This window comes from Haloarcula amylovorans (assembly GCF_004681185.1).
In the GTDB taxonomy this organism is placed as follows: domain Archaea; phylum Halobacteriota; class Halobacteria; order Halobacteriales; family Haloarculaceae; genus Haloarcula; species Haloarcula amylovorans.
In genome coordinates this window covers 105,294-121,610 of record NZ_SRIF01000004.1, presented here as the reverse complement: position 1 = coordinate 121,610, position 16,317 = coordinate 105,294, and the positions used below count along the sequence as shown (strand labels likewise).

Here is a 16,317-nt window from a genome sequence, read left to right as displayed (position 1 = left end):
ATCAGCGGGGGCGTCGGGTACTCAACTCATCGGAACTTATAACTGACCGAGCGTCGATATGCTGGACGATGCGATTCGGTACAGACGGGATCGACTGCTGGAGAAGTGTCAGTCCCCCGTCTCTCGCCGAGTTGCCGAGAAAACGCGGTGCACCGACGCGCGTACCACGGCCGACGTGGAACCGGGCCCGGTGCCACTGAACACAGGTACGAACCATGTACGAGGATTTCGCTTCCAAACTCGCAGCGACGATGTGGGCCGACTTCGACGAGACGCCCCGCCGGGCGGACGGCCCCACAGCAGAGATAACCGACCTGAATACGGTGGTCATCGACGGGAACTTCCCGTGGACCATCGTCACCGTCGAGACGGACGAGGGCGTCACTGGCATCGGTGAGGCCTACCCCTCGCCGGGCGTCCACGAGATAATCACTGACTACCTCCGGCCCGTCCTGGTCGGGGAGAACCCGACCGACGTCGAGCGGTTGTACAACCTCATGCGTGGGAGCCTCTCGGGTCGTGGCTCGCAGGAAGGCGTCGGCACCATCGCCATCAGCGGCGTCGAACTGGCGCTGTGGGACGCTGCCGGAAAGCTCCTCGACCAGCCAGTGTACCAACTACTGGGCGGGAAGACCCGCGAGGAGGTCGTCGTCTACGCGGACTGCCACGCTGGTGAAGCGATGGTCGAGTCCGCCGAGGAGGGCCAGGAAGACTCGACGTACGAACCCGAAGCGTACGCGAAAGCCGCCAGAGCGGCTGTCGAGGACGGCTTCGACATCGTGAAGTTCGATCTCGACGTGCCCTCTGGCCGCGAGGTCGATACGCTCTCGCGACACTTCGACCCGCCCGAAATTGACCACAAGAAGCGGGTCGTCGAAGCCGTCACCGAGGAGATCGGCCACGACGCCGAGGTGGCCGTCGACCTCCACTGGAACTTCAGTCCCGAGACCGCAGAACGGCTCTGTCGGGCGCTCGAACCGTACGACCTCGCGTGGATAGAGGACCCGCTGCCGCCGGAGAACACCGACGCGATGCGGGAGCTGAAGCGCCGCGTCGACGCGACGCTCCTGACCGGCGAGAACCGCTACGGTCGCCACGGCTTCCGAGACCTCATCGAGGACCAGGCCGTCGATTTCCTCGCGCCGGACGTGCCCAAGACAGGGGGCATCGCCGAAACGAAAAAGGTCGCCGAGATGGCCGAAGCGTACTATCAAGCGCTTATTCCCCACAACATCGGGAGCCCAGTCGCCACCGCTGCGACGGCCCACGTCGGCGCGACGGTACCGAACTTCGTCGCCTTGGAGTACCACGCCCGGGAGGTGCCATGGTGGGAGGATCTGCTCGCCCGCGAGGAGGACTTTATCCAAAACGGTCGCATCCAAGTCCCCGACGCTCCGGGACTGGGAATCGAACTCGACTGGGACATCGTCGAGGAACACCGCAAGGAGTAGCGTCGAGTTCGCCTTTTCGATGTGAAACTGCGCCTGTCGACGGCGCTCGTTCTTTAGAGAGTCGGTGGAGAGAGGGTTTCAGTCCGCCGAACGTGGGTTCTCGCCGTGATACGTTCGGAACAGGTCGACGATGACCTGTAAGTCTTCGCGCGCCTCGGCGAACGTCGTTCGGACCTCGCTCTCCCCGTCGACGCAGTCGACGAAGTACGCCAGTTCGCGCTTGAACGGTTCCTCGTAAGACGGCGTCTCTACCGAATCGATCAGGTCTTCGGTGCCTTGCTTGATCTGTAGTTCCGTGGGCGTGTTCTTGATGAAAGGGTTCGAGAAGTCCACTTTCACCATCCCGTCGGGCGAGTCGACGCGGACGAACTCCTCGAACCACTTTCGGTCGGAGTCACCCGTTTCGAGAATGCACTCGACGCCGTCCTCGTAGGTGAGGTGGGCCGTCGCGTAACGGCCGTCGGCGAAGACGTTGACGTGGTCGATGCGCTCGACGGCCCCGAACAGCCCACGGAGGGCGTTTACGTCGTGACAGACGTGTTCGAGCTGGAAGTCGTAGGCCTCGATGAGCATCTCGTCGTCCGTCCCGATGGCCGCTTCCATATCGCGCTGCCGCTTGGCGGCGCTCTCCTCGATGAGTTCCTCGGGCGGCATCCCCTCGACGAGGTCGTACACTTCCTTGACGATACGGAAGTGGTCGGGATCGACGTCGTAGGCGGTGACGAGGTCGATTTCGCCGAGGTTGGCGACGACCGCCTGTGCACGCTCGTAGGACGGGTCGTACCGTTTCATATAGGCGACCATCGCCGTCGCATCGCTTCGCTCGGCCGCTTCGACCATCCGGTCCGCGTCCGAAGGTGCCGTTGCAATCGGCTTCTCGACGAGCGTATGGATGCCAGCATCCAGCGTGTCGACGGCGACGTCAGCGTGGGTGTGTGATGGCGTGAGGATGACCACGGCATCGAGGTTGTCTCCCACCTCGTCGAGGAGATCCTCGTGCCCCGCATAGACGTGCGGGACGTTGTATCTGTCCGCGAGTGTCTCCGCCCGTCCCTCAGCGGGGTCGGCGAAGGCGTGTAACTCCGCCTCGGGGAGTTCCGCGAGGTAGGGGATATGCATGACTTGTGCGACGAGACCACAACCGATGATTCCGAATCGCATCACCTGAACTTTCTTGCAATGCCTGTTATAGCTTCTGGTGGTCCGCACCCCATACGGAATTGACGGGATGGACGAGGGCGGCCGTCGTAAACACGTATCTCCGAGTGGGCGGCTGTTCGTTCGTCCTCGTGAAGATGGGGCAGAACAATATCGGGGACTCGCTGGTCGGGACCGTCCTCGGACAGATGTTGGCGCTGGTCGCGTTCACGCTCGTCGTCAGTGCGACGCTCATGCCGTTGGCCTGAAACCGTGACGGAGACGACACAGCTATCGAAACTGTATCCGAAATCTCGGACGTGTTCGGGAGCTACGAACGTGCGGGACGAGAGCGGAAGTGTCAGTCTTCCTTGGGCCGAATGTCCCGCCAGTAGTCGTAGTTCTCTTTGGCGTGGACGAGCGGCTTCTCCGTCTGGTTCTCGATCTCGATGGTGATGTCGCCGTCGTAACCCACGTCGTCGAGCGTCTCGCTGACCGCCTCGAAGTCGATGGTGCCGCGCCCGAGGTCGGTGAATGAGCGGAAGTAGTTGATGACGTGGTCGAGGTGGAAATCGCCCGCCGAGAGACTGTCGCGCATCTCGTCGAACCCGGTCGGCGGTGACACGTCCTTCAGGTGGACGTAGCCGATGTCGTCGGCGAACTTCTCGATGCCATCGGTGACGTCGCCCTCGGGGAAGTTATCGCCATAGGGATAGTAGTGGGCGGTGTCCCACAGGAGTTCGAGCCCGTCTACGGCGTCAAGGAGTTGTCGTATCTCGTCATCCCGTTCGACGTGTGTCGCACCGTGGTGGTGGACGAGCGGTGTCACGCCAACGTCAGTAGCCGCGTCGGCGAGCAGTGTGAACCACTCCTCGACGGTCGCGTCGTCCTGTCGATTGCGCTGTGGCGGGAGGAGGCCGATGTTGTTCACACCGAGGTCCGAGAGCATATCGAGATCGTCTACGACTCGCTCTACTGCGGCTTCCGTCTCCAGCCACTCGCTCATCACACAGTAGCACTCGAGGTCGTACTCCTCGACTAAGTCGGCTACTCTGTCGGGGCCCGCCTCTCGGACCTTCTCCAGCCCGATTTCGACGCCGTCGTACTGGCAAGCAGCGGTATCGCTAATGCCCGCTTCTATCTCTGTACTGTCGTACATCATGGTCGTGTAACCGAGACCCATACCAGTTCACGCGCGGGCAACTGTGAAATAGTTTCGGTCGTTCCACCGAAGTCAGGTTCATTCCTGCGACGAGCCGTCCACAATCCCGGCACGTCTCAGTCCCGTCTACGTCACACGTTCGCAAGAGCCGAACAACGCTACCATGTAGATAACATAGGTACATACGTTATCCCTATCGGCACTTTGTGACGATCGGTAGCAGTACGACTCGCAATCTCGACGGCACGAGAAGCAAACCAGGATTTCCTCTCCGTCTCGCGCACTCTACGGCCCGTTCGAGAGGTGGTTCGTAAGAGCCGAACGCACGATGGCGAGGGGGGCTCAACTAGCGGTTGGGTCTCCGGTATTGCCGGATAGCGGTCTGGTCGTCTCTCGTGGCTTTGGCCGCTTCAGAGCGGGCCGGTCGTTCGACGACAGGCTCGACAGTTCAACTCCCGATGGCCAGCATCGACGTAACGGCCAAACTACCGACAACGCGGCGACGAACGGCTGGCGAGACTCGCATCTGGACCCACGAATTATATATATTGGTGTGAGAAACGGTTGCGTACATGCCCGTAGCCTGGCTGAGCGCCATCAGCACGAGCAACGTCGATACCGCCGGTGGAAAAGGAGCGTCTCTCGGCGAACTCCGAGATGCGGGACTGCCCGTTCCTTCGGCGTTTATCGTCACTGCCGATACGTACCGCACGTTCATCGAAGAAGCAGGAATCGCCGAGGAGCTGTTCGACGCCACCGCCGTCGATAGCGAGGATTCGGCGGCTCTCGCTGCCGCCGAACAACGAGCGCGTGAACTCATCATCGACACGGCCCTGCCCGAAAGCGTCGAATCCGATATTCTCGACGCCTACGACGACTTTCGGAACGACCCGTTCGTCGCGGTGCGCTCGTCGGCCACCGCCGAAGACTTACCCGACGCTTCCTTCGCCGGGCAACAGGAGACGTTCCTCAACGTCTCCCGTGCGGACCTCTTCGAGAAGCTCAAACGCTGCTGGGCGTCGCTGTTCACACAGCGAGCGATCTACTACCGCGACGAGCAGGGCTTCGACCACGAAGCCGTCGATATCGCCGTCGTCGTCCAGCGCATGGTCGACGCGGAAAAGTCGGGCGTGATGTTCACCAGCCACCCCTCAACCGGTGAGCCCGAGATAACCGTCGAAGCCGCATGGGGCCTCGGCGAAGCCGTCGTCTCCGGCGCAGTCTCCCCCGACAACTACACCTACGACCGCAAGACCGAATCCGTCGAGGCGGTGACCGTCGCCACTAAGAAGACCATGCACGTCAGAGACAACGAGACCGGCGAGACCGTCGAGAAGTCTGTCCCCGACGGGAAACAGACCGAGCGCGTCTTGGACGAAGACGAACTCGATAGCCTCCACCGGCTGGGCGAACTCGTCGAAGACCACTACGGCCAACCGCAGGACGTCGAGTGGGCTATCGACGACGGAGACGTCTTCCTCTTGCAGTCTCGGCCCATCACGACGATCGATGAAGATGCCAACGCGGCTGCCACGCGGAATGGCGACAGCGGCGACAGTGGCACGGCCTCGGACGACGGGAACATCCTCGTCGACGGCCTCGGTGCGAGTCCGGGGACGGCCACTGGCTCCGCACGTATCGTCGGGACGCTCGACCAACTCGACAAGGTCAATCAGGGCGATATCATCGTCACGGAGATGACCACACCCGACATGGTTCCCGCGATGAAGCGAGCGAGCGCGCTCGTCACCGACGAGGGTGGGATGACGAGCCACGCCGCCATCGTCTCGCGCGAGTTGGGCGTGCCCGCGGTCATCGGCTCGGAGACCGCGACACAGACGCTCACCGACGACCAAGTCGTCTCTATCGATGGCGACCGAGGCGTCGTCGCCGACGGCCACCGCACGCCTGCCGACGAGGACGACGGAACCGGCGATTTGGCGGCGGAGCCGCGAGCGGGGCGACAGGGCAGTAAGCCCATGACGGCGACGGATATCAAAGTCAACGTCTCCATCCCCGAGGCGGCCGAACGGGCGGCAGCGACGGGTGCGGACGGCGTCGGCTTGCTTCGCATGGAACACATGGTGCTCTCGACGAACAAGACGCCACAGCGGTACGTCGAGGACCACGGCGAAGAAGCGTTCGTCAACACGCTGACCGACTCGATGCGGACGGTCGCCGAGACGTTCTATCCCCGACCGGTGCGCATCCGCACGCTCGACGCACCGACCGACGAGTTCCGCCAGCTAGAGGGCGGTGAAGACGAACCCAGCGAGCACAACCCGATGTTGGGCTACCGCGGCATCCGCCGATCACTGGCTGAACCCGAGACCTTTAGACTCCAATTGGAAGCGTTCAAGAAACTCTACGAGATGGGCTACGACAGCCTCGAATTGATGCTCCCGCTCGTGAACGATGCCGAGGACGTTCAGCGGGCGAAATCACTGATGCGAGAGGCGGGCATCGATCCAGAGAAACGCGACTGGGGCGTGATGATCGAGACGCCCGCCAGCGCGCTCTGCATCGAAGAACTGTGCGAGACGGGACTCGATTTCGTCTCCTTCGGGACGAACGACCTCACACAGTATACGCTCGCCGTCGATCGCAACAATGGAACCGTCGCCGACCGCTACGACGAGCTCCATCCGGCAGTGATGCGCTTACTGCGTGAGACCATCAAAACCTGTCGCGCTCACGACGTGGCGACGAGTATCTACGGACAGGCGGCGTCGAAACCGCGGATGATCCGGGAACTCGTCGAGACGGGCATCACGTCGATAAGCGTCAACGTCGATGCGGTTTCCGACGCACAACGCGAAGCAAAACGTGTCGAACAGCAACTCATCTTGGAGTCCGTTCGAGACTGAGGCTCTTTGTCGCCTCGATGGCCTATTATCGGTCACGCTGATAGTTGTTGGTGATATCTGTGGTCCGAATCCGGGATTTAATAGCCTATCGAGCAGCCATACTCCTAAATTCCACAATTTAGTTGAGATATATACATATATGCCAAATCTGAGATTGTATTAAAGAGTTTTCAGCAAATATCGGGATATATGATTCTATTTAGATCGAAGATACAGCTAGACTTCGTGAGATGGGTCCAAGTACGCAAGAGACAACCGGACAGATCACGCCCGGCAACGTGACCGGTGGCGGGGTCCACGAGCGCCTATCGCGGTACGGCGAGATAGAAACTGTCGACACTCTGTCTACGTAGCATCCGTCAGAATTCTCAGTCGCCTCCATCGGAAGGCGAGAGGAACTCTGATTCCTCCCGCAATACCAGAACTGCAACGATGGAGTGGCACGACCACCTCCCTTCGTCTGAGAGAGTTGCGCTATCTAACCTTATTGGGATCAGACAGCATCCCACTACCGACCGCGTGTTCTTGACATCTCCGAGTGCACGTTTGAACACGTGCATCCACGGATAGAGGAGAGTGTCTCAAAACTCTATTGGCCGTTAGACCCTATCGACTACCGGTATCCGGACCGGTGCCGGATATGCCTGGGACAGGACCCGGAGACGAACCGACCAGTGATCCGCGATAGATGATCCCCGTTTTTGCGAACGCCTCACCAGAAAGCATTTATTGAATGACAACGAATAACAAGGTGCAGGCACGGTCCCTGCATGTAGCGTCGACCGTTCGTCGCCCGATACGAAAGACGGGCGACGGTGCCCTCACTGGGAGTAGCGACTCCCATGGGCCTCCCTTCGTGAACGGCTCTATCTCGTGGTGAGCTATGCAACACCGGCCAGTTGGGACGCTATAGTAACACTTGAAACGATTTCCACATCGATTGCGCTGCTGTCGTGCAATCGGGTGTGCAGTGACTTTGAATGGCTATTATAGTTACACTCACCTGCCGAGCGGTTTCAGCGAGGTGACTTGCGAACGTCGTCGCGAGACTGTTCCGGTTCGAGAGGTGATTTTAGGGCATAGATCCATCTAATCCGGTTATAGTGCCATCATCTCCAAATTGGTGAGAAGAAGGGGGATAATTTGGTAATATATCCCCAGTATCCAATTATTTGCAGTTTCCCCAATGATATTTATCTCTATATTTATGATTTAGTAGTTAGGAGAGGTGATATCGGTCATAGAGGTACTCCAATGTTTCCACTCGCGCTGACTTGCCGAAAGCGTGGAGTCGCCTCAGACACGCACTTTTTTAACGGTACAAGGAGAGATGCCAGATAGATGGCGTCAGAGAATTCTACACCCCCAGAAGTACGTGCAGCGTCACATCTACGGACCCTCGATCTCGACGGTAAGTCGTGGATCACCGGCGTTGCGATTAATGGCTTACTGGCTGAGGGAAGTGAGGAGTCGATAGAACTCGCCAGGGAACTCGTCGATAGAGCCGTCGCGACGCAGGATGACGACGGACAGCTGGGATACGGACCGAGCTATCCCATCGAGGTTTTCAGCCACGGCCGGGAGTACGAGGCCAGTTGGGAACTGACGGTGAAAAAGTGCATGAATGCGAACAACACGACCGCGATCGGCCACGGCGTGCTCGACTTCTACGAGCGGACGGGGGACACGCAGTATCTTGACGCGGCGAGAAACGAGTACGAGTGGCTCATGTCCGTCGAGCGGACGGCCACCGGCGGCATCCCCCACCACGACCCGGAAGTGGCCGGCATCAAGTCGCTCTGGATCGACTCAGTGTACATGATGTGTCCGTTCTTCAGCAGATACGCCGAGGCGGCGGACGAACGAGCGGCACACGACGAGGCCGTCGAACAGTACGAGGTCCACGCCGAACACCTCCGCGACCCGCGAACCGGGCTGTTCCGTCATATCTGGGTCGAGGAGCCCGACCACTATCCGCAGGGAACCTTCTGGGCGCGAGGAAACGGCTGGGCCGCCACAGCGGCCGTCGAAATTCTCGACCGATTGCCCGCAGACCACGACCAGCACGACGCGCTCGTCGAGCAGTTCAGAGGGCACTGCGAGTCGCTACTCCCACTCCAAGACGGCAGCGGTTTCTGGCACAACCTCGTCGACGATCCGAACACCCCGCTGGAATCGTCCGGGACGCTGATGTTCGCCTACGCGTTCAACCGTGGCATCGAACTCGGATTGCTCGACGAGGCGCAGTACGGCCAAGCGGCGGCCGACGCGCTCGATGCGGTAACGCGCGTCGTCGACGGTGGAGCGGTCGGTCGCGTCGCCGGCCCGCCGGGCGGGCCCGAAGCACCACTGACGGTGACGCCCTACGGCCAAGGCTGGTATCTCATGGCGGCGGACAGCGCTCGCTGACCGCGCGAGCGGCCGCGATTCAACGAATCACTGAGGCAGATTTTTACCGGACGACTCGGAACTAGAGGTATGATTCGCAACCGAACCACTCTCGCGGTCAGCCATCGCCACGAGGTCGCACTAGACTGTATCGAGGCCGCCATCGACGCCGCCGCGCCGGAGACGGCCACGCGCTCGGCTGTCGACCTGACCGACGAGACCCTCACTATCGGGGCGTCGACGTACGACCTCGGAGCGTACACCGATGTCGTCCTCGTCGGCGGTGGGAAAGCCACTGGCGGCGTGACGCGTGCGCTCGAATCCCTACTCGGTGAGTTCCTGGCGGACGGGCAAATCGTCGTCAAGCAGCCTGCGGACACCGCGACCGTCCAGAGCGCGGTCGGCGACCACCCATTACCGTCAGAACGGAACATCGAAGCGACGGCCGCGATTCTCGATATCGTCGACGAAGCCGACGAGGAGACGCTCGTCCTGTTCGTGTTGACCGGCGGCGCGAGCGCGCTCCTGTCCGCACCGGCCGGGGAACTAACGCTCGACGACCTGCGAGCGACAACCGACTGCTTGCTCGACGGTGGTGTCCCCATCGACGAGATCAACACAATCCGCAAGCACCTCTCGGCGGTGAAAGGCGGGCAGATTGCACGGAGAGCGGCCCCCGCGACCGTCGTCGGACTACTGATGAGCGACGTAGTCGGAAACGACCTTTCGACCATCGGAAGTGGCCCGTCGGTCCCCGACGAGACGACCTACGAAGACGCCCTCGCGGTGTTCGGCCGCCACGACATCGACCCGCCAGCGGCCGTTCGCGAACACCTCGAAGCCGGCGTCGCCGGGGAGATAGCGGAGACACCGTTCTCCGACGACCCGGTCTTCGACCGTGTCACGAACCATCTCGTCGGCGACAACGCGACGGCCCTCGACGCTGCCGCGACAGTGGCACAAGATAGCGGCTACGAGCCGCTCGTCTTGACCTCGCGCCTGCGAGGGGAAGCACGAGAAGTGGCGAAACCGCTCGTCGCCATCGCCGAGGAGGCCGCGGCGACGGGGTCGCCGGTCGACCCGCCGGCCGTCCTCCTCACCGGCGGCGAGACGACCGTCACGGTCACCGGGGACGGCGGACAGGGCGGTCCCAATCAGGAACTCGTCCTCTCCGGCGCGCTCGAACACGACGGTCGCGCAGTCGTCGCCGCCGTCGACACGGACGGCGAAGACGGAAGCTCAGACGTGGCCGGTGCCATCGCCGACGTAGCAGCGGTCAGTGACCGCGAACGAGCGCGTGAGGCCCTCCTCGCGAACGACGCGGGATCGTTTCTCTCGGCGATCGGGTCGACCATCGAAACCGGACCGACCGGGACGAACGTCAACGACGTGGTCGTGCTAGTGGTTTCCGACGCAGACGAGTGACGGTCTCGATGGTGGGAATTTGCATCGTCCGGTCGACGGAAGAACGCGAGCCGCCGCACGAGCGAGGGGCACGCTTATGAGCGGACAGACTGATACGATGAGTATGGATGCAAACGACCAAGCGATAGCAGCGAACGCGCTCTCCGTTCCCGAGGAGACCATCGTCAACGCCTGCGACGACCCGCCGTTGCCCGAACTGGGGATCATCGAACAGCTATGGGAGACCGACCCAATAGCACTGGACGACGTTGCGGCCCACGCGACCCGAGCGGTCGAGTCGCTGTCGTTCGCCGATGTCCCCAACGGCGGGGAAGTCGCACTAGGCGTCGGCAGCCGTGGGATCGCGAACCTCTCGACGATCGTCACGGGCGTCGTCGACGCGCTCACTGACGCTGGCTACGAGCCGTTCGTCTTCCCAGCGATGGGGAGCCACGGGGGGGCCACCGGCGAGGGTCAGCGGGAGATGCTGAACGAACTCGGCGTGACCGAGTCCGCGATCGGCTGTGAGATTCGCTCTAGCATGGACGTCGTCGAGGTCGGGCGGACGCCGGACCGCGACGTTCCCGTCGTCGCCGACGCTAACGCCGTCGCGGCGGACGCCATCGTCCCGATAAATCGAGTGAAGCCACACACCGATTTCGACGGCACCGTCGAGAGCGGGCTCTCGAAGATGCTCGTCATCGGGATGGGCAAGCAACGCGGGGCACAGATTGCGCACAAGTGGGCCGTAGACTGGTCGTTCAGGCGGATGATACCCGAAATCACCGACCAGCTGCTCGACGAACTTCCCATCGTCGGCGGGGTCGCCATCGTCGAGGACCAACACGACGAGACGACGCTCGTCGAGGGCGTCCCGCCGAGCGGGTTTCTCGACCGCGAAGCCGAACTGCTGGAGACGGCCTACGACCTGATGCCGAAACTCCCGTTCGAGGAACTCGACCTCGTCGTGTTCGACCGGCAGGGCAAGGAGATCAGCGGACAGGGAATCGACACAAACGTCATCGGTCGCCGCCCGTTCTCCATCAACGAACCCGCGCCCGAGAAACCGGACATCAAGCGCATCTACACGCGCGGATTGACCGAGAAAACCCACGGCAACGCGATGGGCGTCGGCTCGGCTGACGTGATTCACGAGGACATCATCGCGGAACTCGACGCGACGACGACGCTCATCAACGCGCTCACGGCCAGTACGATTCGTGGCGTGAAGCTCCCGCCGGTGGTCGAGACTGACCGCGCCGGTCTTGTCGCCGCGCTGTCGACAATCGGCGTCGTCGACACTGACACCGTCAGGGTCCTCCGTGCGGCCGACACGATGCATCTCCACCGCCTCTATGCCTCGCCCGGGCTAATCGAGGCCGCACGTGACCGTGAGGACCTCCGCGTCGTCGAGGAACCGACCCCAGTCGAGTTCGACGACGGGCAGTTCGCCGCGCCGTCGCTCCGGGAGTAGCACCTCGCTTCTGGTCCGGTTTTCCGCCGAGTTCTCATCGTCGAACGCCGCCGTACACTCCAAGCTTTATATAGCACGATACTGAATGACTACCCACGGATATCGACCGCTACTGGTAGCGGACCGTCTCGTCAGCACCGCGGATAGCGAGCGAGTCGCGTCTGCGACCAGCCGCGGGTCCAACACACATATGACATATAGAGCAGGCGTAATCGGCACGGGCGGTATCGCAGGGATGGGTATCCTCGGGATGCACGACGAGGAGGCCATCGGCACGGAGAAGATCGACGCGAGCCACGCCGGCGGGTACGCGAGCACCGACGAGATCGAACTCGTCGCGGTCGCCGACGTCGACGAGGAGAAGCTCTCGACGTTCGGTAGCGCGTGGGATATCCCGTCGGAGCGCCAGTACGTCGGTCACGAGGCGATGCTCGAAGCCGAGGACCTCGACGTGGTCTCGGTCTGCACGCCGTCGTTTCTCCACCACGAACACGCGATCGACGCCGCCCAGTCGGCGGCCGACCCGTCAGTCATCTGGTGTGAGAAGCCCATCGCCTCGCAGGTCAGCGCCGCCGAGGAGATGGTTGAAGTCTGTTCAGAGACGGACACCGAACTCGTCATCAATCACTCGTTTCGATTCACCGACAAACTCCAGCGACTCCACGACCTCATCCACGAGCAGAACCTCCTCGGTGAAGTCACGTCGGTGAGTACGCAGTACCGGATGGAGCTGATGCGTAACTCCACGCACGTCCTCGATACGCTCGTCTATCTCTTAGACGCCCGAGCGGAGCAGGTCAGCGGCTACATCACGGGCGAGAACGAGGCCGTCGATTCGCTGGATGCGACGCAGGACGTCGTCGACGCCGGGGGCGGCGGTCACGTCGTCATGGACGACGGCTCGTTCGTCACCGTCGACTGTACGATTCCCCGGGACATCTCCTCGATGACGCTGAACTTCATCGGCACCGAGGGCAAACTCTATCTGAACAACGACGACGGCGAGTGGCGCTACTGGTCGCTCGAAGACGGCGAACACGTCGAGCAGTCGCTACCCGGAATCGACGGCGCGTGGACGTGGGAAGACGACTACAAGCGCTCGTTCGCGAACGCGGCAACCCACATCCAGGACCTCCTGAACGGCGACGGCGAGAACTACTCGCCCGGCGTCGAAGCCGCCCGATCGCTCGAAATCATCGTCGGCTTCTACCTCTCCCATTACACCGGCTCGACGGTGGACATCCCGTTGGCGAAACCGCTGCGTGAGATTCCGATCACGTCCTGGTAGTCACTCCGTCTACAGCCGTACTGTTTTGTACTGGACTTCACGCCACTGAGAGCACGTCGACCCGACTTCTCGCGTGAAAATTAGTGTCTGCTAGTCGCCGGTCAGGCTTCGAGCCACGGCGCGCCGTCGCGGCTGACGTATCGCTCGGTTCGCTCGATGTCCCGTATCGTCTCGATGTCCTCCGCGTCGAGTTCGAGGTCTGTCGCGGCGAAGTTGTCCCTGATGTGCTCCTCGCTCGTCGCTTTCGGCACGGCGCTGACGTTCTCGCGCGCGAGGAGCCACGCGAGGCTGACCTGCGACGCGCTGACGTCGTGTTTCTCGGCGATTTCCGTAATCTCGGAGATATCGAAGACGTTGCCGCGGGCCAGCGGGGAGTACGCGATGTGGTGGTAACCGTTGTCCTGTGCGTGGCCGACGAGTTCGTCCTGCTGTAACAACGGATGGGTCTCAGCCTGGTGAGCGAACAGCGGCGATTCGAGGTGGTCCATCGCCTCGTCGAGCAGGTCGACGCCGAAGTTACAGACGCCGACGTGGTCGATGAGGTCCCGATCGACGAGTTCGTCGAAGGCCGGCATCGTCTCGGCGGCGTCGTAGTTGCCGACCGGCCAGTGGACGTACAGCAGGTCGAGGTAGTCGAGGTTCAGGCGGTCGAGCGTGACCTCTAGCCCCTCGATGACCTCGTCGTGTGCGAGGCCGAACTTCTCGGCGTGGACCTTCGAGCCGACGAAGACCTCGTCGCGGGGGACGTCGGCGCGGGCGATTCCCTCGCCGACCGCTTCCTCGTTACCGTAGTACTGTGCCGTGTCGATGTGTCGGTACCCCGATTCGAGCGCCGTCTGTACGCTCTGTGCGCACGTCTCTGGATCGGTGTTCTGCCACGTACCGAGGCCTATGGCTGGTAAGTCGCTCATGGTACACGACTCGCCGGCGACCACCATATTTCCTTCGGATGGTCGCCAAATCTGCCGCGGTTCCTCGGCTAATCGACGCGCGACAGGCAATCGACTGCGCTACAGGCGCTCGAACAGCCAGATCTGATTCGCGTTGCCCTCCCACGCGCCTTCGACGACGTTCGCTCCGTCTTCCATCGAGGCATCGGCGACTTGGAACCGGCCGTCGCCCGTCTTTATCTGGTGACCGTTCTCGTAGCGTTCGAGGGTGAACTCCCGTCCGGGCCCCTGCACGGCGTTCTCGCCGCTCTCGTCCAGCGCTAGGCCGCTATGTTCGGCCTCGATTCGCCGGGCGGTGACCCGCCAGTCTTCCCCGCCGCCGGTCACGGTCCACCGCTGGGAGGGCTCGTCGTTCCACGTCCCCTGCTGGACGTTCGCACCGACGGACATCGATCCGTTGGCCACCTCCAGTACCTTGCCGCTGTTCGCGTTGACGATGCGGTAGGTGCCGGGTTCGACCGTCGCCACCGACTCGTCCCAGATCTCCTCGCGGTCGAACTCGCGGTCGGTCGTTGCCTGTGGTCGGTCGACGATGTACTCTAACGTCAACGACTGCTCGGGGTCGGTCCGCCACTCGAAGACGAGGTCCCACTGATCGCCGGTCCACTCGAAGTAGTTCTCCCACGCGAACGCGGCGTCCGGCGCGTCGAGCGGTTGCGCCCGGAGCTGGAGCGAGGACAGTTCGTCGGCCGTCACGCCCTCGACGCGCGCTGCCGGCGACCCGGACGTGATCGTCACCGTTCCCGAGTCGAGGCCGCCGCCCGAGTTCCGGTCGACGACCGTTGTCTCGGAGCCCACGTCGATGAGGCCCTCGGTGCCGCCGCCCCGGACATCGTTGTCGATGAAGCGGTTGTTGAGGCACGCGCCGTCCTCGCTGATGGCCCACGTCTGTTTTCGCTCGCCGTCCGGCCGCTCGTCGGTGATGCGCAGGTTGCTCAGCGTGATTCCCTCGTTTATCTCCGAGGTGGTCCCCTGCAGGCCGAGCGACCAGATGTTGACGCCGGGGCCGTCGACGTTCTTGATGACGCCGCCGAGAATGTTGATATTTCGAACGTCGACGAGGAGCATCCCCGCTTTCCGGCCGCCGTGAATGTTGACCTCGCCCACGGTCACGTCGCGGGTCCCGGTGATGATAGAGACGCCGCGAACGCCGCCGCGACTCACCACGCGCCCGCAGGTAACGTTCCGACAACCGTTGGCCAGTCGGAAGGTGGCGTAGTCGAACTTGGGGTTCTCGCCGACGACCTGTCCCACCGTCGCGTCGAACGTCTGGTTGAGCAGCACCACGGAACTGCCCGGATCGACGCCGATGACCTGGCCGATCTGGATGCGGGTTACGTCGTACGTCTCGACGCCGTGGTGACCGGTTTCTTCGAGGTACACTGTCTCTATCTGGACGTCCTCGGTCCCGCCCTGTATCCTGACACCCTGCACCGTGACGCCCTCGATCCACAGACGGCCGAGGCGGACCTCGCTACAGTCGTCCAGAAAGACCGCCCTGCTGGCGGGGCCTTCGACCGTCAGCCGCGGTATCTCGATGTTCTCCGCGCCCGTCGCCGAGAACAGGTCGCCCGCTTCGCCTTCGACCGTTATCGTGCCCGCGACGTCGACGACGGTGTGACTCGGCAGGTCGACGCCCGTCACCTCGTCGTCGGCGCGCACCGTCCCCGAGTCGGCTACGAGGACGCGCTCTTTGACGCTCCGGTCGTCGCTCAGGCTGTCCACCGCGGCCTGGACGACGCCCATCAGTTCCTCGCCGCTGGCGACGACGCCGGCCTCTCCGTCGGCGTGGTACGTGCCATCGTCGTCGCGCCAGACGACGACCTCCGCCGCGCGGGCGGGCGTGTTGACGTGGTCGACTTCGACGCCGCCGAGGTTCTGGAGACCGTTGCCGCCGGCGTCCACGTCGGCGACCCACTCGTACCACGGTTGGTTCCCGACGCCGCTTCCGCCGCCCTCTCCGTTTCCTTGGGCACTCGCTGACCCGGCGAACGCGCCACCGAAGCTCACGCTCCCGACGGCGCTCATCACCTCCCGGCGGCTGAGTGCGAAGTCGCTCGATTCCGTCTGTGCGTCGTGCTGCTCGCTGTCGTATTCGTCGCTCATGGTGTGCTACGACGCCTCACGGCGTCGGAAATTCCTTCGGATGCACGTTTATTATAATTTTTGTTGAAAAACCGCAACGAATTGGTGGCG

General features: G+C 62.5%; 11 protein-coding genes. 7 read left to right on the top strand and 4 right to left on the bottom strand.

Features of this window, described 5'->3' with window-relative positions:
* The first annotated feature begins 215 nt into the window (after positions 1 to 215).
* Complete coding sequence (locus E4S61_RS16510) at positions 216 to 1,451, top strand: mandelate racemase/muconate lactonizing enzyme family protein (RefSeq protein ID WP_135305068.1); 1,236 nt, start codon at positions 216 to 218, stop codon at positions 1,449 to 1,451.
* 78 nt (positions 1,452 to 1,529) lie between these two features.
* On the opposite strand, the gene E4S61_RS16505 is transcribed toward E4S61_RS16510, so the two are convergent.
* Positions 1,530 to 2,612, bottom strand: coding sequence for a Gfo/Idh/MocA family protein (locus E4S61_RS16505; RefSeq protein WP_135305067.1), 1,083 nt, complete (start codon positions 2,610 to 2,612; stop codon positions 1,530 to 1,532).
* A 59-nt stretch (positions 2,613 to 2,671) separates the two neighbouring features.
* On the opposite strand from E4S61_RS16505, the gene E4S61_RS16500 reads away from it, so the two are divergent.
* A complete protein-coding gene (locus tag E4S61_RS16500) occupies positions 2,672 to 2,857 on the top strand; it encodes a hypothetical protein (RefSeq protein WP_135305066.1) in 186 nt (61 codons plus the stop codon).
* A 92-nt stretch (positions 2,858 to 2,949) separates the two neighbouring features.
* Here the strand turns inward: E4S61_RS16500 and E4S61_RS16495 are convergent, their stop codons facing one another.
* Complete coding sequence (locus E4S61_RS16495) at positions 2,950 to 3,771, bottom strand: sugar phosphate isomerase/epimerase family protein (protein ID WP_135305065.1); 822 nt, start codon at positions 3,769 to 3,771, stop codon at positions 2,950 to 2,952.
* Between the two features lie 551 nt (positions 3,772 to 4,322).
* Here E4S61_RS16495 and ppsA point away from each other — a divergent pair.
* From ppsA to E4S61_RS16470, 5 genes are all read left to right on the top strand, one after another.
* A complete protein-coding gene (gene ppsA / locus E4S61_RS16490) occupies positions 4,323 to 6,617 on the top strand; it encodes a pyruvate, water dikinase (protein ID WP_135305064.1) in 2,295 nt (764 codons plus the stop codon).
* 1,341 nt (positions 6,618 to 7,958) lie between these two features.
* Complete coding sequence (locus E4S61_RS16485; protein ID WP_135305063.1) at positions 7,959 to 9,026, top strand: glycoside hydrolase family 88 protein; 1,068 nt, start codon at positions 7,959 to 7,961, stop codon at positions 9,024 to 9,026.
* 69 nt (positions 9,027 to 9,095) lie between these two features.
* Positions 9,096 to 10,430 carry a glycerate kinase type-2 family protein gene (locus E4S61_RS16480; RefSeq protein ID WP_135305062.1) on the top strand — a complete coding sequence of 445 codons (1,335 nt, stop codon included), beginning with the start codon at positions 9,096 to 9,098 and terminating at the stop codon, positions 10,428 to 10,430.
* A gap of 103 nt (positions 10,431 to 10,533) precedes the next feature.
* Entirely contained in the window at positions 10,534 to 11,883 is a 1,350-nt protein-coding gene (locus tag E4S61_RS16475) for a DUF362 domain-containing protein (RefSeq protein WP_135305061.1), read from the top strand.
* A gap of 190 nt (positions 11,884 to 12,073) precedes the next feature.
* Positions 12,074 to 13,171, top strand: coding sequence for a Gfo/Idh/MocA family protein (locus tag E4S61_RS16470; protein ID WP_135305060.1), 1,098 nt, complete (start codon positions 12,074 to 12,076; stop codon positions 13,169 to 13,171).
* 101 nt (positions 13,172 to 13,272) lie between these two features.
* Here the strand turns inward: E4S61_RS16470 and E4S61_RS16465 are convergent, their stop codons facing one another.
* Both E4S61_RS16465 and E4S61_RS16460 read right to left on the bottom strand, forming a co-directional pair.
* Positions 13,273 to 14,082: an aldo/keto reductase gene (locus tag E4S61_RS16465; RefSeq protein ID WP_135305059.1), complete on the bottom strand. Its 810-nt coding sequence runs from the start codon at positions 14,080 to 14,082 to the stop codon at positions 13,273 to 13,275.
* Positions 14,083 to 14,181: 99 nt separating this feature from the next.
* Positions 14,182 to 16,227 (bottom strand): RICIN domain-containing protein, encoded by a 2,046-nt coding sequence (locus tag E4S61_RS16460; RefSeq protein WP_135305058.1) that lies wholly within the window; start codon positions 16,225 to 16,227, stop codon positions 14,182 to 14,184.
* Between the last annotated feature and the right edge of the window lie 90 nt (positions 16,228 to 16,317).

Excerpts from the sequence above, each read along its gene's own strand:
- E4S61_RS16510 (WP_135305068.1), top strand. The coding sequence starts at position 216 with ATGTACGAGGATTTCGCTTCCAAACTCGCAGCGACGATGTGGGCCGAC.
- E4S61_RS16505 (WP_135305067.1), bottom strand. The coding sequence starts at position 2,612 with ATGCGATTCGGAATCATCGGTTGTGGTCTCGTCGCACAAGTCATGCAT.
- E4S61_RS16495 (WP_135305065.1), bottom strand. The coding sequence starts at position 3,771 with ATGGGTCTCGGTTACACGACCATGATGTACGACAGTACAGAGATAGAA.
- ppsA (WP_135305064.1), top strand. The coding sequence starts at position 4,323 with ATGCCCGTAGCCTGGCTGAGCGCCATCAGCACGAGCAACGTCGATACC.
- E4S61_RS16485 (WP_135305063.1), top strand. The coding sequence starts at position 7,959 with ATGGCGTCAGAGAATTCTACACCCCCAGAAGTACGTGCAGCGTCACAT.
- E4S61_RS16480 (WP_135305062.1), top strand. The coding sequence starts at position 9,096 with ATGATTCGCAACCGAACCACTCTCGCGGTCAGCCATCGCCACGAGGTC.
- E4S61_RS16475 (WP_135305061.1), top strand. The coding sequence starts at position 10,534 with ATGGATGCAAACGACCAAGCGATAGCAGCGAACGCGCTCTCCGTTCCC.
- E4S61_RS16470 (WP_135305060.1), top strand. The coding sequence starts at position 12,074 with ATGACATATAGAGCAGGCGTAATCGGCACGGGCGGTATCGCAGGGATG.
- E4S61_RS16465 (WP_135305059.1), bottom strand. The coding sequence starts at position 14,082 with ATGAGCGACTTACCAGCCATAGGCCTCGGTACGTGGCAGAACACCGAT.
- E4S61_RS16460 (WP_135305058.1), bottom strand. The coding sequence starts at position 16,227 with ATGAGCGACGAATACGACAGCGAGCAGCACGACGCACAGACGGAATCG.